We start from the raw sequence: 18537 nt of genomic DNA, 5'->3' as shown, positions 1-18537 counted from the left end.
GGCGCCAATCGCCATCGTGTCATCGAATCGTCGCGGATGGGCCGGAAAGGCTGAGTTTCCGTTCGTCAGAAGAGCCGCGCTCCATGGATTTTCACCGCCGCTTCACCGTGCTGATGTGCACGCCCGCCTTCGATCCGGATGATCTGGAGGGCGCGCGCGTCGATCAGATCGTCGCGGCGGTGGAGAAGCGCGGCTTCGAAGTGGTGCGGGCGCGGCGCGTCGAGGATGCTTCGATTGCGGTGCAGACCGACTCCGCCGTCGGCTGCCTCGTGGTCGATTGGGGCAAGCGCGGACTCGAGGGCAAGGCGGCCGCGCTCATCGACATGATGCGCAAGCGCGGCCTGGAGATGCCGATCGTCATCATGGTCCGCCGCAAGCGGCTGGAGGACATCCCGGTCGAGCTGCTCGACTTCATCGACGGCTACATCTTCCTCGCCGAGGAGACGCCCGAATTCATCGCCCGCGGCCTCGTTTCCCGCGTGACGCAGTATGCTGACACGCTGAAGACGCCGTTCTTCGGCGCGCTGGTCGATTACGCCGAAGAGGGCAACCAGCTCTGGACCTGCCCCGGCCATAACGGCGGCATCTTCTACAACCGCTCGCCCATCGGCCGCATCTTCGTGGAGCATCTCGGCGAGGCGATCTTCCGCGACGACCTCGACAACTCGGTGCTCGATCTCGGCGACCTGCTGACCCACGAGGGGCCCGCGCTCAAGGCGCAGAAGGAAGCGGCAAAGATCTTCGGGGCGGAAAAGACCTATTTCGTCCTCAACGGCACCTCAGCCTCGAACAAGGTGGTGCTGGGCTCGCTGGTGGCCGAGGACGACCTCGTCCTGTTCGACCGCAACAACCACAAGGCCGCCCATCACGGCGCGCTGCTGCTGGCCGGCGGCATCCCGATTTTCCTCGAGACCGACCGTAATGCTTACGGGTTGATCGGGCCGATCTACCACGAGGCGCTCGACGAGGGGCGCATCCGCGAGAAGATCCGCGACAACCCGCTCGTGAAGGACAAGGAGGCGTGGCGCAAGGAGCGCCCGTTCCGCTGCGCCGTGATCGAGCAATGCACCTATGACGGCACGATCTACGACGCGCAGGCAATCGTCGAGCGCATCGGCCACCTGTGCGACTACATCCTGTTCGATGAGGCCTGGGCGGGCTTCATGAAGTTCCACCCGCTCTACCAGCGCCGCTTCGCCATGGGCCTGACCGGGCTCGACGAGACCTCGCCGGGCATCATCGCCACGCAATCGACCCACAAGCAGCTCGCCAGCTTCTCCCAGGCCTCGCAGATCCACACCCGCGACGGGCATATCCGCGGCCAGACCCGGCGGGTCGAGCACAAGCGCCTGAACGAGAGCTTCCTCGTCCACGCCTCGACCTCGCCGTTCTACCCGATCTTCGCCTCGCTCGATGTCGGCGCGCAGATGATGAAGGGGCGCTCCGGTGTCGTGCTGTGGGACGACACGATCCGCCTCGGCATCGAGTGGCGCAAGAAGGCCCGCGCCATCCGCAAGGAGTTCGAGGAGCGCGAGGCCGACCCGAAGCGGCGCTGGTTCTTCGACCCCTTCGTGCCCGACGTGGTGAAGGGGCCCGAGGGCACGGAAATCCCGTGGGAATCCGTGCCGACCGACGCCCTGGCCGCCGACGCCCGCTACTGGGAGCTGACGCCGGGCGCGGCGTGGCACGGCTTCACCCATGTCGCGCCGGGCTTTGCTATCACCGACCCCAACAAGCTCACCGTGCTCACCCCCGGCTTCGACCGGAAGACGGGGGCCTATGCCGAGCACGGCGTGCCGGCGCCGATCGTCGCGCAATACCTGCGCGAGAACCGGATCGTCCCGGAGAAGAACGACCTCAACTCGCTGCTCTTCCTGCTGACGCCGGGCGTCGAATCGTCGAAGGCGGGCACGCTCATCTCCGGCCTCGTCGCCTTCAAGCGGCTGCACGACGACAACGTGCCGCTCGAAGAGGCGATGCCGGAATTCGTGGCACGCCGGCCCAAGCGCTACCGCGGCGTGCGCCTGCGCGACCTCTGCGCCGATTACCACGCCTTCCATCGCGAGTCGGGCACCTCGGCGCTCCAGCGCAAGCAGTTCATGCCCGAGCACCTGCCGGAGATGGTGATGGCGCCCAAGGCCGCCGCGCAGATGCTGACCCGCAACCGGGTCGATTACGTGCCGATCGCGGAGGCCGAGGGGCGCGTCGCCACGACCCTGATGCTGGTCTATCCGCCCGGCATCGGCACCGTGCTGCCCGGCGAGCGCCTCGACGAGCGGGCCAAGCCCATGCTCGACTATTTCAAGATGTTCGAGGCGGCGGCCAACCTGTTCCCCGGCTTCGAGGCCGAGATCCAGGGCGTCTACCGCGAGAGCGATCCGGACGGGCGCATCCGCTTCCACACTTACGTCCTGCGCGAGGGCGCCTGATGGCGGAGGGCGCGGCGGCGATTCCTACTCACGCGGAGGTGGTGATTCGACCCTCGTCGGATGCCGACGTGTCGGCGATGATCGCGATCTACGAGCGTCACATCCGCAAAGGCGTCGGCGATACTGGCGACTTCGAGGAGGAGCGCCTGTTGCCCGACGAGTTGCGGCGGCGGCGCAAGACCATGCGCAGCAAGCGTCTGCCCCATCTCGTTGCCGAGCGGGGCGGGCAGATCGCCGGCTACGCCTACGCCGTGCCGTTCCGCAAGCGCCCGGCCTACCGCTACGCCCTCAAGCACTCGATCTACGTTCACCCGGACCACCTGCACGCGGGCATCGGGCGTCGGCTTCTGCCGGCGCTGATCGAGGCCTGCGCCGCGGGCGGCTACCGGCAGATGATCGGCTACATCGACGCCAGCAACGAGGCCTCCCTGCGCCTGCATGAGGCCTGCGGGTTCGCGCGCGTCGGCTACCTTCCGGCGATCGGCTACAAGTACGGGCGCTGGAGCGATAGCGTCATCGTGCAATGTCCGTTGGGGACCGGGGCGGACGACCAACCCTCCGCGTGGCACCGTCCCGAGCGGACGCGCGCTTTCCGGTTGTCGTCGACGTCCTGACTTTGTGGCCGGGCCGGCTCGGCGAAATCGGTGACGAAGGCCGGCCTGCCCAAACAGCGCCGGCTTTTTTGCGTGAAGCCAACGCGCAACTTTCCATCCGATGCACTAGATCGGTTGCAGGACGCTTCTCCCTCCCAGGGCCGCCCGCGGTTTTCGCAGGGCGGCGCCGTGTTCGCTTCGAGCCGTTCCATGACCCTTCTCGCACCCTCGATCCTTGCGGCCGACTTCTCCAGGCTCGGTGAGGAGACGCGGGCGATCGCGCAAGCCGGCGCCGACTGGATCCATCTCGACGTGATGGACGGGCATTTCGTGCCCAATATCAGCTTCGGCCCGGCGGTGGTGAAGGCGCTGCGGCCGTGGACCGACAAGGTCTTCGACGTCCACCTGATGATCGCGCCGGCCGACCCCTACCTCGCCGCCTTCGCCGAGGCCGGCTCGGACGCGATCACGGTCCATGTCGAGGCGGGTCCGCACATCCACCGCTCGCTCCAGACGATCCGGGGTCTCGGCAAGCGCGCGGGCGTGGCGCTCAACCCCGGCACCCCGGCCTCCACCATCGAGCCGCTGCTCGACATGGTCGATCTCGTGCTGGTGATGACGGTCAATCCCGGCTTCGGCGGCCAGAGCTTCATCCACTCGTCCCTGGAGACCGTTGCGCGCGTCAAGGCGATGACGGCGGGCCGCTCCATCGACATCTCGGTCGATGGCGGCATCACGCCAGAGACCGCCGGGCCCGCCGCGCAGGCCGGTGCCAACATCCTCGTCGCCGGCTCGGCCGCCTTCAAGGGCGGACCGACCCAGTACGAGACGAACGTCGCGGCGATCCGCGAGGCGGCCCAATCGGCCACCGGGCGGGACGGCGTGCGATGCTGAAGGCGCTGATCTTCGACGTCGACGGGACGCTCGCCGAGACCGAAGACCTCCACCGCCAGGGCTTCAACCGGGCGTTTCGCGCCCTCGGCCTGCCCTGGCACTGGTCGCCGGAATTCTACGCCGAACTGCTCAAGGTGATGGGCGGCAAGGAGCGGCTCGTCCACTACATCGAGCGATATCACCCCGAGGAGGCGCACGCGCTCAAGCGCCGGATGCCGGAGATCCACGATCTCAAGACGCGCCATTACGGCGCGCTGGCCGAGAGCGGCGGGCTCTCGCTCCGTCCCGGCGTGCGGCGTCTCGTGGAAGAGGCGCGCGCGGACAACGTGCGGCTGGCGGTGGCGACCACCACCAGCCGGCCGAACATCGACCTCCTGCTCCGGCTCAATTTCCCGGGTGACGCGCAGCCCTTCGACGTGATCGCCGCCGGCGACGAGGCGGCGCAGAAGAAGCCCGCCCCGGATATCTTCGCGCTTGCCGTCCACCGTCTCGGCATCGATCCGTCCGAGGCGATCGCTTTCGAGGATTCGGCGGCCGGCATCCGCTCGGCGCTCGCCGCCGGCCTGCCGGTGCTCGCCACCCGCAGCCGCTACACGCAGAGCCACCGGCTCGACGGGGCCTTCTCCGCCGTCTCCGATCTCGGAGAGCCGGACGCGCCGCATCAGCATCTTCAGGGCCATGCCTGGCCCGACGGTGTCGTCACCCTCGACGCCCTGCGCCGGTGGCATGCGGGGCACCTGCACGGCGCGGCCTGATCGGCCGTTATCGCGCCCTCGTCACCGAACCACCGCTTCCCAATCCACCACGGCGCGGTCTATCAGGACGGCCGCCTTCCGCTCCGGGTCGCGGGTCCCGGAACGGCGCCGTACCGGCCGCCTCGCGCGCCGCGCGGGAGGCCGGGACCCTGCCGCTGCGACGTCACACCGCCGGACCGTGGAGCCTGATGCGCGAGCCGAACGCGATCGATTTTTGGCGCGGCTTCGCGCTCATCACGATTTTCATCAACCACATCCCGGGCAATTTCTTCGAGCGCTACACCTTCTCGCAATACGGCATCTCGGATGCCGCCGAGCTGTTCGTGTTCCTGGCGGGCTGGTCGATCGGGCTCGCCACCCGCGGTCGCGACGGCCAGCCGGAACCGCGCCTCACCACCGTGCTGCGCCTCCTGGCGCGCACCGTGGAGGTCTACCGCGCGCAGATCACGATCATGGCGCTGGCGCTGGCGATGATCGCGGGCTGCGCGCTCTATCTCGACAACCCGCTCATCCTCGAATGGCACAATGCCGGCGGCTTCTTCGCCGACCCGATCCAGACCATGGTCGGCGTCGTGCTGCTCACGCACCAACTCGGCTTCTTCAACATCCTGCCGCTCTACGTGGTGCTCATCGCCATCGCCCCGGCCGTGGTGCTGATCGGCCGGGTGAGCCGGCTCCTGCTGCTGGCGCTCTCGCTGTCGCTCTACGGGGCGAGCCTCGTCTTCGAGTGGAACTTCCCGTCCTGGCCCGGCGAGGGCGATTGGTTTTTCGATCCGCTCTGCTGGCAATTGCTGCTGGTGCTCGGCTTCCTGTCGAACGAGGCGACGCGGGGATCGGAGCGGCTGCGGCGCCTCTGGCCGCGGCTGATGCCGCTCGGCGTCATCATCGTCGCGGTCGGCGTCGTGCTTGCGGTGCTGGAGCTGCGGCCCGATCCGATGCTGGCGCCGGAGCCGCGCCTCGTCTTCACCTTCGACAAGACCTACCTTTCGCCCGCCCGGCTGATCCATTTCTGCGGGATGGTGCTGGCCTTCCAGGGTGTCTACGCCCTCATCGCCCCGCGCGTCGGGCGCCTTGCCCGCTTTCTGTCGGGTTTGGGGCGCAACTCGCTCGCGGTCTTCTCGATGGGATCGCTGTTGAGCCTCGCTGGACAGTTCGTGCGCTTCCAAACCGGCGGCGGTATCTTCGTTGACATTTCGGTCGTAGGCTCCGGCCTGATCGCACTGGGTTTCACCGCATGGTTCGTCGAATGGCGTTCCCGCAGACCGCGGCCGACGCGCAAGGCTCCCGACACCGCCTCGCCCGCCGACTCGCCGTCCTCCTCGGCCTGAGTCTCGCCTCGCCTGCCTTTGGCGAGACCGCGGGCGCCGCGCCGATGCCGCCTGCGACCGCGACGGTCGAGGCGCTCGACCTGAGCCTGTCGCCCGAATGCCGGGTGCCGGGCTCGAAGCTCTACACCCTGGCCCGGCTCAAGGCGGTCAAGGCCGCGCTCAAGGAGAAGCGGCCGATCCACGTCCTGTCGATCGGCTCCTCCTCGGCGGGGCTCGGCGCCTCCGCGAGCTATCCGGTGAAGCTGGAAAACGCCCTGGAGCAGGCGCTGCCCGACGTTCAGATCGAGGTCGAGGCTCGCGGGCTGCCCGGCGAGGTGGCGAGCGGGGCGGGCGAGCGGCTGCGCTCCATGGTCGCCGAGATGGAGCCGGACCTCGTCGTCTGGCAGGTCGGCACCAACGATGCCCTGGCCCGCGTCGATATCGAGGCCTTCGGCGAGGCGCTCGATGAATCAGTGCAGTGGGTCAAATCCCACGGCATCGACATCGTGCTCATCGACCCCGTCTTCACCGAGAGTCTGGCCGACGACGCCTATTATACCCAGATGGTGCGCACCGTGCAGGACGTCGCCCGCCGCGAGGCGGTGCCGCTGGTCCACCGCTACGCGGCGATGCGCTTCCTCTCGACCCAGCGCACCACCGAGGCGCACATGCTGGGCCGCCATTTCCGGCTCAACGATCTCGGATTGCGCTGCATGGCCGAGCACGCCACGCGGGCGATCACCCTGTCGCTGCTCCAGCCGGATGCGGCCAAGGATGCAGGCAAGATCGATCCGAGCAAGATCGATCCGAGCAAGATCGATCCGAATAAGACCGATGCGGTGAAGACGGACCACGCCACGTCCGAAACCACGAAGCCCGACCCGACCCAGACCGGAACGCCAGGCTCCGGACCGACCCCGGCGCTCAAGCAGCCGTAGGGCCGGCAGCGGACGTTTTGTGACACCCTCTTAACCCGCTCGAAATGCCGCGCTTCCTAGGCTGATCGCCGAGCGTGCCGGCCACATCCGCGCCCGGCGCCTTTCGGATGGCGCGCCCATGGCAGCGGACAAGGTGATCGCGGGCGGCCTCCCAGCATCCTTTCTCGAGACCCTCCTCGTCCGGGCTCGGGCCGTGCGTGCCACAGCCGCCGTCTCGGCGCTCGGCGTGTTCGCGGTCCGCATCGGCGCGGCCGGGTTCGCCTACGGGGCGCAGGTCCTGATGGCGCGCATGATGGGCGGTGCGGAATACGGGATCTTCGCCACGATCTGGGTCTGGATCGCCATCCTCGGCCACACCGCGACCTTCGGCCTGTCCCAGGGCGCCTGCCGCTTCCTGCCCGCCGATCAGGCGACGGGCCGGCTCGACGATGTGCGCGGCTTCCTGCTCGGCGGGGCACTCGTGAGCCTCGGCGGGGGGCTGGCCCTGTCGCTCGGTGGCCTCGCCGTGGCCTTCCTGCAAGGCGGCCTGCTCGCCGGCCCCTACGGCACGCCGATCCTCGTCGCGGCCGTCGTCGTGCCGCTCTTCGCCTTTCAGGACTATCTCGAGGGCGTGGCCCGCAGCCAGGGCTGGCCGCTGCTCGCCATCGCGCCGCCCTACCTGCTGCGCCAGGCCCTGATCATGATCGCGATGATCGGCGCCGTGCTCGCGGGCGCGCCGGCCGAGGCCTGGGTCGCCATCGCCTGTACGCTGGCCGCGACCGGCCTCGCGGCGGCGGTTCAGGCGGGGCTGCTGCTGGCGCGCCTGCGCCGCCACCTGCCGGCCGGCCCGCGCCACTACCGCTGGCGGCTGTGGCTGGCCGCCTGCCTGCCGATCGCGGCGGGCGACCTTGCCGCGAGCGCCTTCGGCTTCGTCGATGTTGTGATCCTCGGCTTCCTCGCAGCCCCGGAGGCCGTCGGCCTCTACTTCGCCGCCACCCGCATCCAGCAATTCGTGGCCTTCGTGCATTACGCGGCCTCGGCCACGACCGCCCAGCGCCTCGCCGCCGCCCGCGCCCGCGGCGACGAGGCGGGGCTCGCGCATCTCGTGCGCATGCAGGCGCGCTGGACCTTCCTGGCGACGGCGGGCGTCGGCCTCGGCATCGTCGCGGTGTCGCCGCTGCTGCTCGGCCTGTTCGGCGAAGGGTTTCGCGCCAGCCTTCCGGTTCTGGCGATCCTCGTCGCCGGCAGCGTCGCGGCGAGCCTGTTCGGCCCGGCCGAGGATGTGCTGACCATGCTCGGCGGCGAGCGGCTCTGCGCCGGCGTCACCCTGGCGATGCTGGTCCTCGCCGCAGGGCTCTGCCTTGCCCTGGTGCCCTGGCTCGGGGTCGGCGGCGCGGCCCTTGCGGTGGGGCTGGCTCAGACGCTGCGCGGGCTCATTCTGGCGCTCGGCGCCCGGTCCCTTCACGGTCTCTCGACGCCGGTCGTCGGATTTCCCCAGCGGAGTGCCGCCCGGTGATGCGCGCCCTGTCCCTTTCCGGATCGTCGCGGGCGGCGGTCGAGCCCGTTGCCGCGCTCGCTGCCGAGGCCTCGGCCTGGGATGCCCTGGCGGTCCGAGCCGTCCCCGCGCATCCGTTCTTTGCGCGGGCGGTCGTCGCGGCTCATTGCGATCATGGCCTGTGCCATCCCCGCCTCTCGGCGGTGGTCGTCCGTGACGGGGGGGCGATCAGCGCCCTTCTGCCCTTCACCCTGCGCCCCGACATCGCCGGGCTCGGCGCGGCGATCGCGCAGCCCTTCCTCTCGCCCTACATGACGGCGAGCGCCCCCCTCGTCGCCGACGGTCCCGGCCTGGAGGAGCGGCTCGACGCCCTGGTGGACGGCCTGGCACGCGCCTCCGGCGGCCGGCCCTGGCGCTGGCCGCTGCTCGCGACCGAGACCCGTCTCGGCCTCGGGCTGCTCGCCGCCATGGAGCGGGCCGGCTGGCAGACCGGCACCGTCGCGCGCTTCGAGCGCCCGGTCCTCGACCGGCGGGCCGATTACGACGCCTTCCTCGCCGGCCACCCGCACAAGAGCCGCCTCAAGGACCTGCGCCGCCGCCGCCGCCGTCTGGAAGAGGCCGGGACGCTCACCGTCGAGACCGCCACGGCGGGGGCCGCGCTGGAACAGGCGCTGGAGGATTTCCTCACCGTTGAGGCGGCTGGCTGGAAGGGCGAGGCCGGCACGGCCCTGCGCAGCCGCCCGCGGACGGAAGCCTTCGCCCGCGCCCTGTTCCGGCCAGACGGTGGTTCCGTCACCGTCCGGGCCGACCTTCTAAGCCTCGACGGGCGCACGGTCGCGGCCAGCCTCGCCCTGGTCTCCGGCGGCACCGCCCATCTGCTCAAGACCGCCTATGACGAGAGCTTGCGGGCCATGGCCCCCGGCCTCGTGCTGGAAGACGCCATCGTGCGCGCCCTCCATGCGGAGGGCTTTGCCGCGCGGCTCGACTCGGCGACGATGCCGGGATCGGCGCTGGAAAGCCTCTACCCCGAGCGCGAAAGCATCGCCGAGATCATCGCCCAGCCGCCGGGCGCCGGCCTGATCTCCCTGGAACGGCGCCTGCGCCTCGCCCGGTTCGAGCATCGCGCCCGGGCCGAGGCCAAGCGCCTGCTGCGGCGGGGCTGACGCCGCGTCGTCACTGGGTGGAATCAGCGCGTCGAGTTCTCGCCGTTGTTGCGCTGGACGCAGCGATAGCCGGCGAAGCAGTACGGATTGTCCAGGGTCGGCTCGAAGGCGGGGCGGGCGGTCACTTCGTTGCGGCAATCGCCGCTGTCGAGATGCACCGCCTCGTAGGCGTTCGGGCTCGTGGCGAGCACGACACGGCGCTGCCGCGCCACCAGAGCCTGCACCGCCCCGCAGGTGAGAGACGGGGTGAAGGGCCGTTCCTGGGCCGAGGCCGCCGCGCCGGCGAGGCCGCCGACGCCGAGACAGAGGGCGTGGAGGAGAGAGAGCGTGCGCTGCATCGTCGTGGGACCTGCCCGAGCCGGAGGGAGGAGCCTCGGGACGATCCCGGGTTCTGCACCCTGAACCGTGCGTGCGCCATACCGGTTCTCGGCGCCTGTGAGCCGGCGGTGGTGATGCCGGGGCGTTTGGCCCGCGGGAACCGTTCTCCCCCTGAGACCCTTCACCGGACATAACTCCGGAGGCGCCTTTGACCCCGACCGACGCGACCAGACCCGACGATCCCGTGGAGAGCCCGGGGGCCCGGAGCTACGAGCAGCGTCCGGTCTCCAAACCGGTTCCGGAGCATCGTTCTCCCGCGCCGAGTGAGCCCGGCGATATCGGTTCCGGGTGGGACAAGGAGAAGCCGCCGCGCGAAGAGCCGCGCTCCGGTGATGGCCCCGGTTACCGCGGCGGTTGATCCAACCTCATGCGCAGGCGGGAGGAAGGCCCGTGACGATCCACATCTGCGTCACCTGCGGAACCAGCTTCCCCGACGCGCCGAGCCCGCCCGAGCGATGCCCGATCTGCGACGAGGAACGGCAATACGTGCCCGCCTCCGGCCAAAGCTGGACGAATCCCGGCGCACTCGCATCCGCTCACGCCAACGCGTGGCGGCAGGTCGAGCCGGGGCTGCTCGAGATCGAGACCCATCCCCGTTTCGCCATCGGCCAGCGCGCCTTCCTGCTACGAACGCCACGGGGCAACGTGCTGTGGGATTGCATCGCTTTGCTCGATCCGGCCACCGTAGCGCTGGTGCGGTCGCTAGGCGGCCTGGCCGGAATCGCGATCTCGCATCCGCACTACTACACGACCATGCCCGATTGGGCGGCGGCCTTCGATGCGCCGATCTACCTCCACGCCCGCGACCGCGAATGGGTGATGCGCCCGGACGACCGCGTGGTGTTCTGGGAGGAGGATGAGCGCGCTCTTGCCCCCGGCCTGACCCTGCTGCGCCTCGGCGGCCACTTCCCCGGCGGTTCCGTGCTGCACTGGCAGGACGGGGCGGACGGGCGCGGCGCGCTGCTCGCGGGCGACATCGTGCAGGCCGGCGCGGACCGGAAGAGCGTCTCCTTCCTGTGGAGCTACCCGAACTGGCTGCCGCTCTCCGGCGGCACCGTCGCACGCATCGCGGCCCGACTGGAAACGAAGGCGTTCGCCCGCCTTTACGGCGCCTTCGGCCTGCATATCACCGAGGATGCAGGCGCCGTCGTCAGCCGCTCGGCGGCGCGCTACCGGGATCTCCTGGCGCAGGATCAGCCCTAACGTCTTCCCCGGTGCGGCCCCTGGCGGGTCTCGGGAATAGCGTCGCGCCGGCCAGCGCGCCGATGAGTGCGGCGAGGCCGAAGCGCCATCGCTTGCCCCGCGCGCCGGCCGTACCCGTTTCGGTCGTCGGCATCGGATCGCCTCGTGCAAGACCGTGAGGAGGGATCGTGTCCTCGCCCCCGACGTCTACCATCGCGGCCGCGAACCCGGCCACCGACGCCACCGCGAAAGATTCGCCTTCACGGACACGCTCACGCCGCATCTCACGGCCTTGTCGGTCGGCGGCGTTCCGGCGGTTGCCGGCGGCTCGTGGCGGATCGGGCGTCCGACCGCGGAGACGATCAGACCCGAGCCGTCACCGCCCCGCGTTGCCTCGGAGTGGTCGCGCGGCCTATAAGCGAAGCCCCCGACACATCCCGCGCGGCGTCGAGGATCCTTCTTGCGTGAAGGAGCCCTCCGCCCGCACGAACGAGAAGACGATCCCGCCATGGCCGGGCATTCCCAGTTCAAGAACATCATGCACCGCAAGGGCCGCGTCGATGCGGTCCGCTCGAAGGTGTTCAGCAAGCTCGCCCGCGAAATCACGGTGGCGGCCAAGCTCGGCACGCCCGACCCCTCGATGAACCCGCGCCTGCGCGCCGCCATCCTCGCGGCCCGGGCCGAGAACATGCCCAAGGACAACATCGAGCGCGCCATCAAGAAGGCCGTGGGTGGGGATGGCGAGAACTACGAGGAGATCCGCTACGAGGGCTACGGCCCCGGCGGCGCCGCGCTGATCGTCGAGGCGCAGACCGACAACCGCAACCGCACCGCCTCCGACGTGCGCTCGGCCTTCACCAAGTCCGGCGGCAGCCTCGCCGAGACCGGCGCCGTCGCCTTCATGTTCGACCGTGTCGGCGTCATCGCCTTTGCGCCGGACGTGGCCGATGCCGACACGATGCTGGAAGCCGCCATCGAGGCCGGCGCCGACGACGTGCGCTCGGATACGGAGGGCCACGAGGTCATCTGTGCCCAGGACGCCTACGGCGACGTGTCGAAGGCGCTGGAAGGCCGTTTCGGCGAGCCGCGCCGGACCGGCCTGATCTGGAAGGCGCAGAACACCATCGACGTCGATGACGAGACCGGTGAGAAGCTGATCCGCCTCGTCGAGGTGATCGAGGATCAGGACGACGTGCAGAACGTCTACGTCAACTTCGCGCTGTCCGAGGCGCTGGTGGAGAAGATGGGCGCGTAAGCCGACGCCCGCGCTTTGCGGATGCTCGCACCGCCCCGTTGACGGCGGGAGAGGTTCGGCGGCTGAACCATGCTGCCGATTTGTCGCGCGGAACCGCTGGGGTCCGTGCGCTATATGCCCTGCGAGGCCGGCGCTGAGCCGGCCATCGATGACGCGCAAGGCCCCTCTCTTCGACCGATGCACGACCGCCCGCTCATCCTCGGCATCCACGGCCTCGCCAACAAGCCGCCGAAAGAAGAGAAGCAGGCATGGTGGGCCGAGGCGATCCGCGAGGGACTTCGGCGCAACCTCGGTGAGGATCCGCGGGATCTGTCCTTCGACTTCGTCTACTGGGCCGACCTGCGCTACGACGCGCCGCTCTCGGAGGACAGCAACCGGGAACCCTACTACCCCGCGCGGGGGAGGGGACCGTTCCCGAGCGCCGACGGCGTGTGCGCCCCGACCCTGACCGACCGGCTCTACCGCATCGTCGAATGGGCGCAGGAGAAGACCGGGCGCCTCGTCCTCGACGACTTCATCATCGAGCACCGGCTCGACGACCTCTGGGGCTATTACGAGGATGCCGCCTTCCGCGAGTCCGCCCGCAATCGCTTGCGGGAGGCGCTGGAGCAGCATGCCGGCCGGCCCCTGCTGCTCGCCGCCCATTCCATGGGCTCACTGATCGCCTACGACGTGCTGCGGCAGCTCGAGCGCGACGGGCGCTGTCCGCGGATCGAGCACTTCGTCACCATGGGCGCGCCGCTCGGTCTCGCCGAGATCAAGCATCGCCTCGCCGAGGAGCACGGGGCCTTGCGCGTGCCCTACGCCGTGGCCCGCTGGAGCAATCTCGGCGACCGCGAGGACGTGGCGACCGTCGGCACGACGCTGGCCGAGGCCTATGCCCCAAACGCGACGGGTGTGGGCGTGATCGATCGTCCCGTGCTCAACACCTATCGGCGCCCGCGCGGCAGCGTGAACCACCACAAATCCTACGGCTACCTGCGCACGCCGGAATTCTCGGAAGCGGTCGCGGCGTTTCTCGACCGAGAGGAGGCGGTTGCCCCTGTCGAGATGTCGGATGCCAGAAGCGCCTGAGGGCCGGGCGACGCAGCACGATCCTCGCCGTTATCGCGAACGGTCGGCGCCCCGAGGGGGCCGGACGAGGCTCACGCCAGCCGCCGCCGCCGTTCTACAAGCTGCATGATGATCGGCGTCAGAATGAGCTGCATCGCCAGATCGAGCTTGCCGCCGGGGATGACGATGGAATTGGCCCGGCTCATGAAGCTGTCGTGGATCATCGACACGAGATAGGAGAAATCGATCCCCTTCGGGTCCTTGAAGCGGATGACCACCATCGACTCGTCGGCGGTCGGAATCCACCGGGCGATGAACGGGTTCGAGGTGTCCACCGTCGGCACTCGCTGGAAGTTGATGTCCGTCCACGAGAATTGCGGGCAGATCGTCTGCACGTAGTCGGGCATCCGGCGCAGGATCACGTCGGTGACAGCCTCGGTCGAGTAGCCCCGCGTCGAGCGGTCCCGGTGCAGCTTCTGAATCCATTCGAGGTTGATCACCGGCACCACCCCGATCTTGAGGTCGGGGTAGCGGGCGAGGTCGACGTTCTGATCGACCACGCAGCCATGCAGGCCTTCGTAGAACAACAGGTCCGAGCCGGGCTGGAACGGCTCCCAGGGCGTGAAGGCGCCGATGGGTACGCCGTAGCGCGCGGCATCCGCCTCGTCGTGGGCGTAGTGCCGGGTGCGGCCGGTGCCGGATTCGCTGTAGCTGCGAAACACCTCCTCCAACTCGGGCAGGAGGTTGGCGCGGGGCGCGAAATGGCTCAGCGTCGGCTCGCGCGCCATCATCGCCCGCATGGTGTCGCGGTCGTGCGCGTGGAAGCCGTCGCCCTCGATGTAGACGGCGCTGACATCCTCCCTTCGGAAGATCTGCTCGAAGGTGTTGCGGACCGAGGTGGTCCCGGCGCCCGAGGAGCCGGTGACCGAGATGATGGGATGACGCGCCGACATGGGCTTTTCAGATAAATCGGGCCGAGTGCTTGGTTCCAGAAGGCGATGATCCCGAATCATCGCCTTCTGGCCGCGCGAATGCGCGGCGGCGGTCTTCCGCCGGACGCTGAGTCTGCGACCGTAGGTCGGGGACTATGCACCCATTGATCAACTCCGCATCAGGCCGCGCTGGCCGAACAGGGGTGAGCGGCCGGCGCTGGGCTGGCGGCCGTCATAGTACTTGGCCACGCACTCGACCTCCTCGGTGGAGCCGAACACCAGGGGCGAGCGCTCGTGGATCTTGGTGGCCACCCGCTCGAGGATACGGCCCTGGCCGTCGGTGGCGCCGCCGCCGGCCTGCTCGATCAGGAAGGCGATGGGGGCGGTCTCGTACAAGAGGCGCAGGCGGCCCTGGGCGTAGCCCTTCCGGTTGTCGCCCGGATACAGGAACACGCCGCCGCGGATCAGCACCCGCTGCGCGTCCGCCACCAGGGCGGCGGTCCAGCGCATGTTGAAGTCGCGGTCGCGCGGGCCTTCCGAGCCGCGCAGGCAATCCTCGATGTAGGACTTCACCGGCCCGTCCCAGTGGCGGACGTTCGAGGCGTTGATCGCGTACTCGCTGGCGCTGGGGACGATCTTCATCGCATCGTGGGTGAGGCGGAAGACGTTGTCCGTCCGGTCGAGGGTGAAGATGCGGGTGCCGTTGCCGAGCGTGACGACGAAGGTCGTGGCCGGGCCGTAGACGACGAAGCCGGCGGCCGTCTGCGTCGTGCCAGGGGTCAGGAACGAGGCATTCGGATCCTCGCCCGGCGTCACCGGGCGGATGCCGAAGATGGTGCCGACCACCATGCCGACGCCGATATTGGACGAGCCGTCGAGCGGGTCGATCGCGACCGCCAGCGGCGCGCCGGCCTTCAGCGTCACCACGTCCTCGGCTTCCTCAGAGGCGACCTGCGCCACGGGGGCCTCTTCGAGCGCCCGCATGAACCGCTTGTGGGCGATCACGTCGAGCGCCTTCTGCACGTCGCCGTCGCTGTTGTGCTCGCCCTGCGCGGCGAGGTCGCCCGCGAGCGACCCACGACCCACGGTCTCGCTCACGTCGATCGCGGCGGCGGCCAGCGCCCGGATCGTGGCGGCGGTGTCGGCCAGCGAGGGGTCCCGCGCGACTTCGGCGTCGAGATGGTCGTCGAGGGATGACCCGTAGGGCTTCGTCATCGTTCTGAGGCTCGCTCCCGTCGAACCCGCGCGTGTGACTTAAGGTCCTGCGCGGCGTTCTTATCGGCCATGCGCGCGCGGAGGCGTGCAGGGCTATCTCGCGCTATGATACGCTGTGGCGAGGCGGCAGCGCCAGACGGCACGAGACGGCTGTCGAAAGATTTCTAAAAAAACTTGTGGTGCCCCGCAAAAAAACTAAAACCGGGGCATGCGCAATCTTTCGCTCAAGCAGCTCCAGGCGGTCGCCGCAGTCGCACGGCTCGGCACAATGACGCGGGCCGCGCAGGAGCTTAACGTCACCTCCGCCGCGCTCTACGCACGCATCCGCCAGCTCGAGGAGGAGGCGGGCCTCCTCCTGTTCGACCGCACGCCGACCGGCCTCAAGCCGACCGATGCGGGCCGCGAGATGCTGTGGGCGATCAACAGCATCAACACCGTGCTGGAGACCTGCACCGACCGCCTGCGCACCCTGAAGGGCGGCGGCGGCGGCCGGGTCGGCCTCGGGGTTGTTTCCACGGCGAAGTATTTCGCGCCGCTCGTCATCGCCGGCTTCATGGAGACCCATCCGAAGGTCGAGATCTCGCTCACCGTCGGCAACCGGCAGGACACGATCGAGGCTTTGCGCAACTACGACATCGATTTCGCGATCATGGGCCGCCCGCCGCGGGACTTCGCCATCGAGGCGGAGACGTTCGGACCTCATCCCCTGGTGCTGATCGCCGCCCCCGACCACCCAATGGCCGGGCGGCGCGGCCTGACGCGGGCGGATCTGGCCGAGGAATCCTTCCTCGTGCGCGAGGAGGGGTCGGGCACCCGCTCGGTGTTCGAGGAATTCATGAACGGCGTGATGATCCGCCGGGCCAAGCTCGGGATCGATTCCGGCTCGAACGAGACGTTGAAGCAGGCGGTGATGGCGGGCCTCGGCATCGCGCTCCTGTCCGGCCATTCGGTGGCGGCGGAGGTGGCGAGCGGGCGCCTCGTCCTCCTTGACGTGGAGGGCCTGCCGATCCGGCGCGACTGGTACGTCGTGCGCCGCGCGGACAAGGTGCTCGGTCCGGCCTCCGACGCGTTCTGGGACTATCTCGCGCAGGAGGGGCGCCGCTTCCTGCCGAGCATTCCCGGCGATTTCTTCCCGGAGGACGCGGCCGCAGCAGCACCGCTCAAGGCGGTCCGCAGCCCGGCCGAGGCGGGCGAATGAGCGGGCCGATGGAGACGATCGTCATCGTCGGGGCGGGGCAGGCCGGCTTCCAGGCCGCCGCCTCGCTGCGGGAGGCGGGATTTTCCGGCCGTCTGACCTTGGTCGGCGAGGAGGCCGCGCTGCCCTACCAGCGCCCGCCGCTGTCGAAGGCCTATCTTGCCGGCAAGACCGATGCCCGCGGTTTGCTGCTTCGGCAGGAGAGCTTTTTCGCCGAGCACCGCATCGCGCACCGGCCCGGGACACGGGTGACGGCGATCGATCGCGCCGGGCGCAGCGTCCGGCTCTCGGACGGCGAGGATCTGTCTTACGACCATCTCATCCTGGCGACGGGCACCCGTAACCGGGCGCTGCCGGTGCCGGGGGGCGATCTCGACGGCGTGCGCCAGCTTCGCTCCCTCGACGATGCCGATACGCTTCGCGCGGCGATCGAGGGCATCCACCGGATCGTCGTGATCGGCGCGGGCTTCATCGGCCTCGAATTCGCGGCGGTCTGCGCCGCCCGCGGTCTTTCTGTCACGGTGATCGAGGCGGCCGAGCGCGTCATGGCGCGGGCGGCCTCGCCCGAGACCTCGGAGGCGTTCCGCGCCTTCCACGAGGAGGCCGGCGTCACCTTCCTGTTCGGGGGGGCGTCACCGCCATCGAGGGGGAGGGGGGACGGGCCGTGGCGGTCCGCACCGCCGACGGGCAGAGCCTGCCCGCCGACCTCGTGCTCGTCGGCATCGGTGTGGTGCCCAACCAGGAACTCGCGGCGGAAGCCGGCCTCGCCGTGCGCGACGGCATCGAGATCGATGCCTTCCTGGCAACCAGCGACCCGGCGATCTCGGCCATCGGCGATTGCGTGCGCTTCCCGAGCCGCTTCGCGTCCGGAATGCCCGGCGGCGACCGGGTGCGGATCGAATCGGTTCAGAACGCGGTCGATCAGGGCCGCTGCCTCGCCGCACGGCTCACCGGCCGGCCCGCCGCCTACGACGCGGTGCCGTGGTTCTGGAGCGATCAGGGGCCGCGCAAGCTCCAGATCGCCGGGCTCGCCGCGCCGTCTGACGCGAGCGTCCTGCGCCGGGCCGGCGCCGGCTTTTCGGTGTTCCGCTTCCGCGATGGCGCGCTCAGCGCCGTCGAATCGGTGGATCGCCCCGCCGACCATATGGCGGCCCGCCGCCTTCTGGCCGCGGGCAAGAGGCTGACGCCGGAGCAGGCCGGCGATCCGGGCTTCGACCTCAAGGCCCTGGCGACGGGCTGAGATTTTACCTCAGCGGTCGTTCTCGGTCGTGAGTTGATCGAGCCGTGTGCCCTCGTCGCCGCCGCGCTGCTGCTCGGACAGCCGGACGCCCGGCGTCGCACCGTCGGTGAAGACGATGCCGCCCTGCATCAGGGCGCTGCGCAAAGCCTCGACCTGGCCGGAGGCGGAATCGCCCGTGCCGGCCTCGAACCCCTTGATGAAGCCTTCGTCCAGCCCCGAGCGGCGGGCGAGATCCGCCTCGGACCAGCCGAGCAGGCCGCGGGCACCCCGGCACTGGGCCGCATTCATCGTGTTGGGCGAAGCTCCGCTCGACGCACCTTCATCCGATCCCGTCAAAGCGCTCTCCTCGATCCTTGGCAGATACCACCCCGCGCCACGGGGCATGGGATCGTTCAACGGTCCGACGGGCCGGTTCGTTTCGGTGAAGCTTGTGAGAAACGGCGTTTCGCCTGCCTCGAAGACTCGCCGGGCGAGAATTCCTGCCGCACAAGGTTCGCGGCGCGTCGAAACGGATGGGATCGCCGCTGAACCGGG

16 protein-coding genes and 1 pseudogene are annotated in these 18537 nt (G+C 69.6%); 13 read left to right on the top strand and 4 right to left on the bottom strand.

The window, feature by feature from the left end; all coding sequences use genetic code 11:
- Positions 1-83 precede the first annotated feature (83 nt).
- The 8 genes from OVA30_RS25855 to OVA30_RS25820 all read left to right on the top strand — a co-directional run bounded on the left by OVA30_RS25855 (position 84) and on the right by OVA30_RS25820 (position 9553).
- On the top strand, positions 84-2429 hold the full coding sequence (locus OVA30_RS25855) for an Orn/Lys/Arg decarboxylase N-terminal domain-containing protein (RefSeq protein ID WP_003605432.1): 2346 nt from the start codon (positions 84-86) through the stop codon (positions 2427-2429).
- A complete protein-coding gene (locus OVA30_RS25850) occupies positions 2429-3043 on the top strand; it encodes a GNAT family N-acetyltransferase (protein WP_003605434.1) in 615 nt (204 codons plus the stop codon). Before OVA30_RS25855 ends, OVA30_RS25850 begins: the two co-directional genes overlap by 1 nt.
- A 189-nt stretch (positions 3044-3232) precedes the next feature.
- A complete protein-coding gene (rpe, locus tag OVA30_RS25845) occupies positions 3233-3916 on the top strand; it encodes a ribulose-phosphate 3-epimerase (RefSeq protein ID WP_268177433.1) in 684 nt (227 codons plus the stop codon).
- Entirely contained in the window at positions 3910-4671 is a 762-nt protein-coding gene (locus tag OVA30_RS25840) for an HAD-IA family hydrolase (RefSeq protein ID WP_003605437.1), read from the top strand. Before rpe ends, OVA30_RS25840 begins: the two co-directional genes overlap by 7 nt.
- A gap of 188 nt (positions 4672-4859) precedes the next feature.
- Positions 4860-5999, top strand: coding sequence for an OpgC family protein (locus tag OVA30_RS25835; RefSeq protein ID WP_268177432.1), 1140 nt, complete (start codon positions 4860-4862; stop codon positions 5997-5999).
- A complete protein-coding gene (locus tag OVA30_RS25830; RefSeq protein ID WP_268177431.1) occupies positions 5918-6916 on the top strand; it encodes an SGNH/GDSL hydrolase family protein in 999 nt (332 codons plus the stop codon). Before OVA30_RS25835 ends, OVA30_RS25830 begins: the two co-directional genes overlap by 82 nt.
- A gap of 118 nt (positions 6917-7034) precedes the next feature.
- Positions 7035-8411, top strand: a complete 1377-nt coding sequence (locus OVA30_RS25825; protein WP_268177430.1) for a lipopolysaccharide biosynthesis protein — start codon at positions 7035-7037, stop codon at positions 8409-8411.
- The gene (locus OVA30_RS25820; RefSeq protein WP_268177429.1) at positions 8411-9553 is read left to right on the top strand and encodes a GNAT family N-acetyltransferase; all 1143 of its coding nucleotides are present in this window, start codon (positions 8411-8413) and stop codon (positions 9551-9553) included. The genes OVA30_RS25825 and OVA30_RS25820 overlap by 1 nt, the downstream gene beginning before the upstream one ends.
- Before the next feature lie 23 nt (positions 9554-9576).
- Here the strand turns inward: OVA30_RS25820 and OVA30_RS25815 are convergent, their stop codons facing one another.
- Positions 9577-9891 (bottom strand): hypothetical protein, encoded by a 315-nt coding sequence (locus tag OVA30_RS25815; RefSeq protein ID WP_268177428.1) that lies wholly within the window; start codon positions 9889-9891, stop codon positions 9577-9579.
- Between the two features lie 430 nt (positions 9892-10321).
- Here OVA30_RS25815 and OVA30_RS25810 point away from each other — a divergent pair, with 430 nt between their 5' ends.
- From OVA30_RS25810 to OVA30_RS25800, 3 genes are all read left to right on the top strand, one after another.
- Positions 10322-11134: an MBL fold metallo-hydrolase gene (locus tag OVA30_RS25810; protein WP_268177427.1), complete on the top strand. Its 813-nt coding sequence runs from the start codon at positions 10322-10324 to the stop codon at positions 11132-11134.
- Between the two features lie 487 nt (positions 11135-11621).
- On the top strand, positions 11622-12368 hold the full coding sequence (locus OVA30_RS25805; protein ID WP_003599921.1) for a YebC/PmpR family DNA-binding transcriptional regulator: 747 nt from the start codon (positions 11622-11624) through the stop codon (positions 12366-12368).
- A 177-nt stretch (positions 12369-12545) separates the two neighbouring features.
- Entirely contained in the window at positions 12546-13442 is an 897-nt protein-coding gene (locus tag OVA30_RS25800; protein ID WP_076644329.1) for a lipase/acyltransferase domain-containing protein, read from the top strand.
- Positions 13443-13513: 71 nt separating this feature from the next.
- On the opposite strand, the gene OVA30_RS25795 is transcribed toward OVA30_RS25800, so the two are convergent.
- Both OVA30_RS25795 and OVA30_RS25790 read right to left on the bottom strand, forming a co-directional pair.
- Complete coding sequence (locus OVA30_RS25795; RefSeq protein WP_003599924.1) at positions 13514-14374, bottom strand: phosphoribulokinase; 861 nt, start codon at positions 14372-14374, stop codon at positions 13514-13516.
- Between the two features lie 147 nt (positions 14375-14521).
- Positions 14522-15568, bottom strand: coding sequence for a class 1 fructose-bisphosphatase (locus OVA30_RS25790; RefSeq protein WP_268177426.1), 1047 nt, complete (start codon positions 15566-15568; stop codon positions 14522-14524).
- A 208-nt stretch (positions 15569-15776) separates the two neighbouring features.
- On the opposite strand from OVA30_RS25790, the gene OVA30_RS25785 reads away from it, so the two are divergent.
- Positions 15777-16766, top strand: coding sequence for a LysR family transcriptional regulator (locus tag OVA30_RS25785; RefSeq protein ID WP_238505914.1), 990 nt, complete (start codon positions 15777-15779; stop codon positions 16764-16766).
- Positions 16763-18003 (top strand): annotated as a pseudogene (locus tag OVA30_RS25780) (NAD(P)/FAD-dependent oxidoreductase). Before OVA30_RS25785 ends, OVA30_RS25780 begins: the two are co-directional and overlap by 4 nt.
- A gap of 9 nt (positions 18004-18012) precedes the next feature.
- Here OVA30_RS25780 and OVA30_RS25775 read toward each other — a convergent pair.
- Positions 18013-18291, bottom strand: a complete 279-nt coding sequence (locus tag OVA30_RS25775; RefSeq protein ID WP_042508715.1) for a hypothetical protein — start codon at positions 18289-18291, stop codon at positions 18013-18015.
- Between the last annotated feature and the right edge of the window lie 246 nt (positions 18292-18537).

It is taken from the genome of Methylorubrum sp. SL192 (assembly GCF_026672325.1).
Classification (GTDB): domain Bacteria; phylum Pseudomonadota; class Alphaproteobacteria; order Rhizobiales; family Beijerinckiaceae; genus Methylobacterium; species Methylobacterium extorquens.
Note: the sequence above shows the minus strand (reverse complement) of the source record. Positions and strands in the feature narration are given on the sequence as shown.

Coding starts and splice junctions, on each gene's coding strand:
- OVA30_RS25855 (WP_003605432.1), top strand. CDS start 84: ATGGATTTTCACCGCCGCTTCACCGTGCTGATGTGCACGCCCGCCTTC.
- OVA30_RS25850 (WP_003605434.1), top strand. CDS start 2,429: ATGGCGGAGGGCGCGGCGGCGATTCCTACTCACGCGGAGGTGGTGATT.
- rpe (WP_268177433.1), top strand. CDS start 3,233: ATGACCCTTCTCGCACCCTCGATCCTTGCGGCCGACTTCTCCAGGCTC.
- OVA30_RS25840 (WP_003605437.1), top strand. CDS start 3,910: ATGCTGAAGGCGCTGATCTTCGACGTCGACGGGACGCTCGCCGAGACC.
- OVA30_RS25835 (WP_268177432.1), top strand. CDS start 4,860: ATGCGCGAGCCGAACGCGATCGATTTTTGGCGCGGCTTCGCGCTCATC.
- OVA30_RS25830 (WP_268177431.1), top strand. CDS start 5,918: ATGGCGTTCCCGCAGACCGCGGCCGACGCGCAAGGCTCCCGACACCGC.
- OVA30_RS25825 (WP_268177430.1), top strand. CDS start 7,035: ATGGCAGCGGACAAGGTGATCGCGGGCGGCCTCCCAGCATCCTTTCTC.
- OVA30_RS25820 (WP_268177429.1), top strand. CDS start 8,411: ATGCGCGCCCTGTCCCTTTCCGGATCGTCGCGGGCGGCGGTCGAGCCC.
- OVA30_RS25815 (WP_268177428.1), bottom strand. CDS start 9,891: ATGCAGCGCACGCTCTCTCTCCTCCACGCCCTCTGTCTCGGCGTCGGC.
- OVA30_RS25805 (WP_003599921.1), top strand. CDS start 11,622: ATGGCCGGGCATTCCCAGTTCAAGAACATCATGCACCGCAAGGGCCGC.
- OVA30_RS25800 (WP_076644329.1), top strand. CDS start 12,546: ATGCACGACCGCCCGCTCATCCTCGGCATCCACGGCCTCGCCAACAAG.
- OVA30_RS25795 (WP_003599924.1), bottom strand. CDS start 14,374: ATGTCGGCGCGTCATCCCATCATCTCGGTCACCGGCTCCTCGGGCGCC.
- OVA30_RS25790 (WP_268177426.1), bottom strand. CDS start 15,568: ATGACGAAGCCCTACGGGTCATCCCTCGACGACCATCTCGACGCCGAA.
- OVA30_RS25785 (WP_238505914.1), top strand. CDS start 15,777: ATGCGCAATCTTTCGCTCAAGCAGCTCCAGGCGGTCGCCGCAGTCGCA.
- OVA30_RS25775 (WP_042508715.1), bottom strand. CDS start 18,291: ATGAATGCGGCCCAGTGCCGGGGTGCCCGCGGCCTGCTCGGCTGGTCC.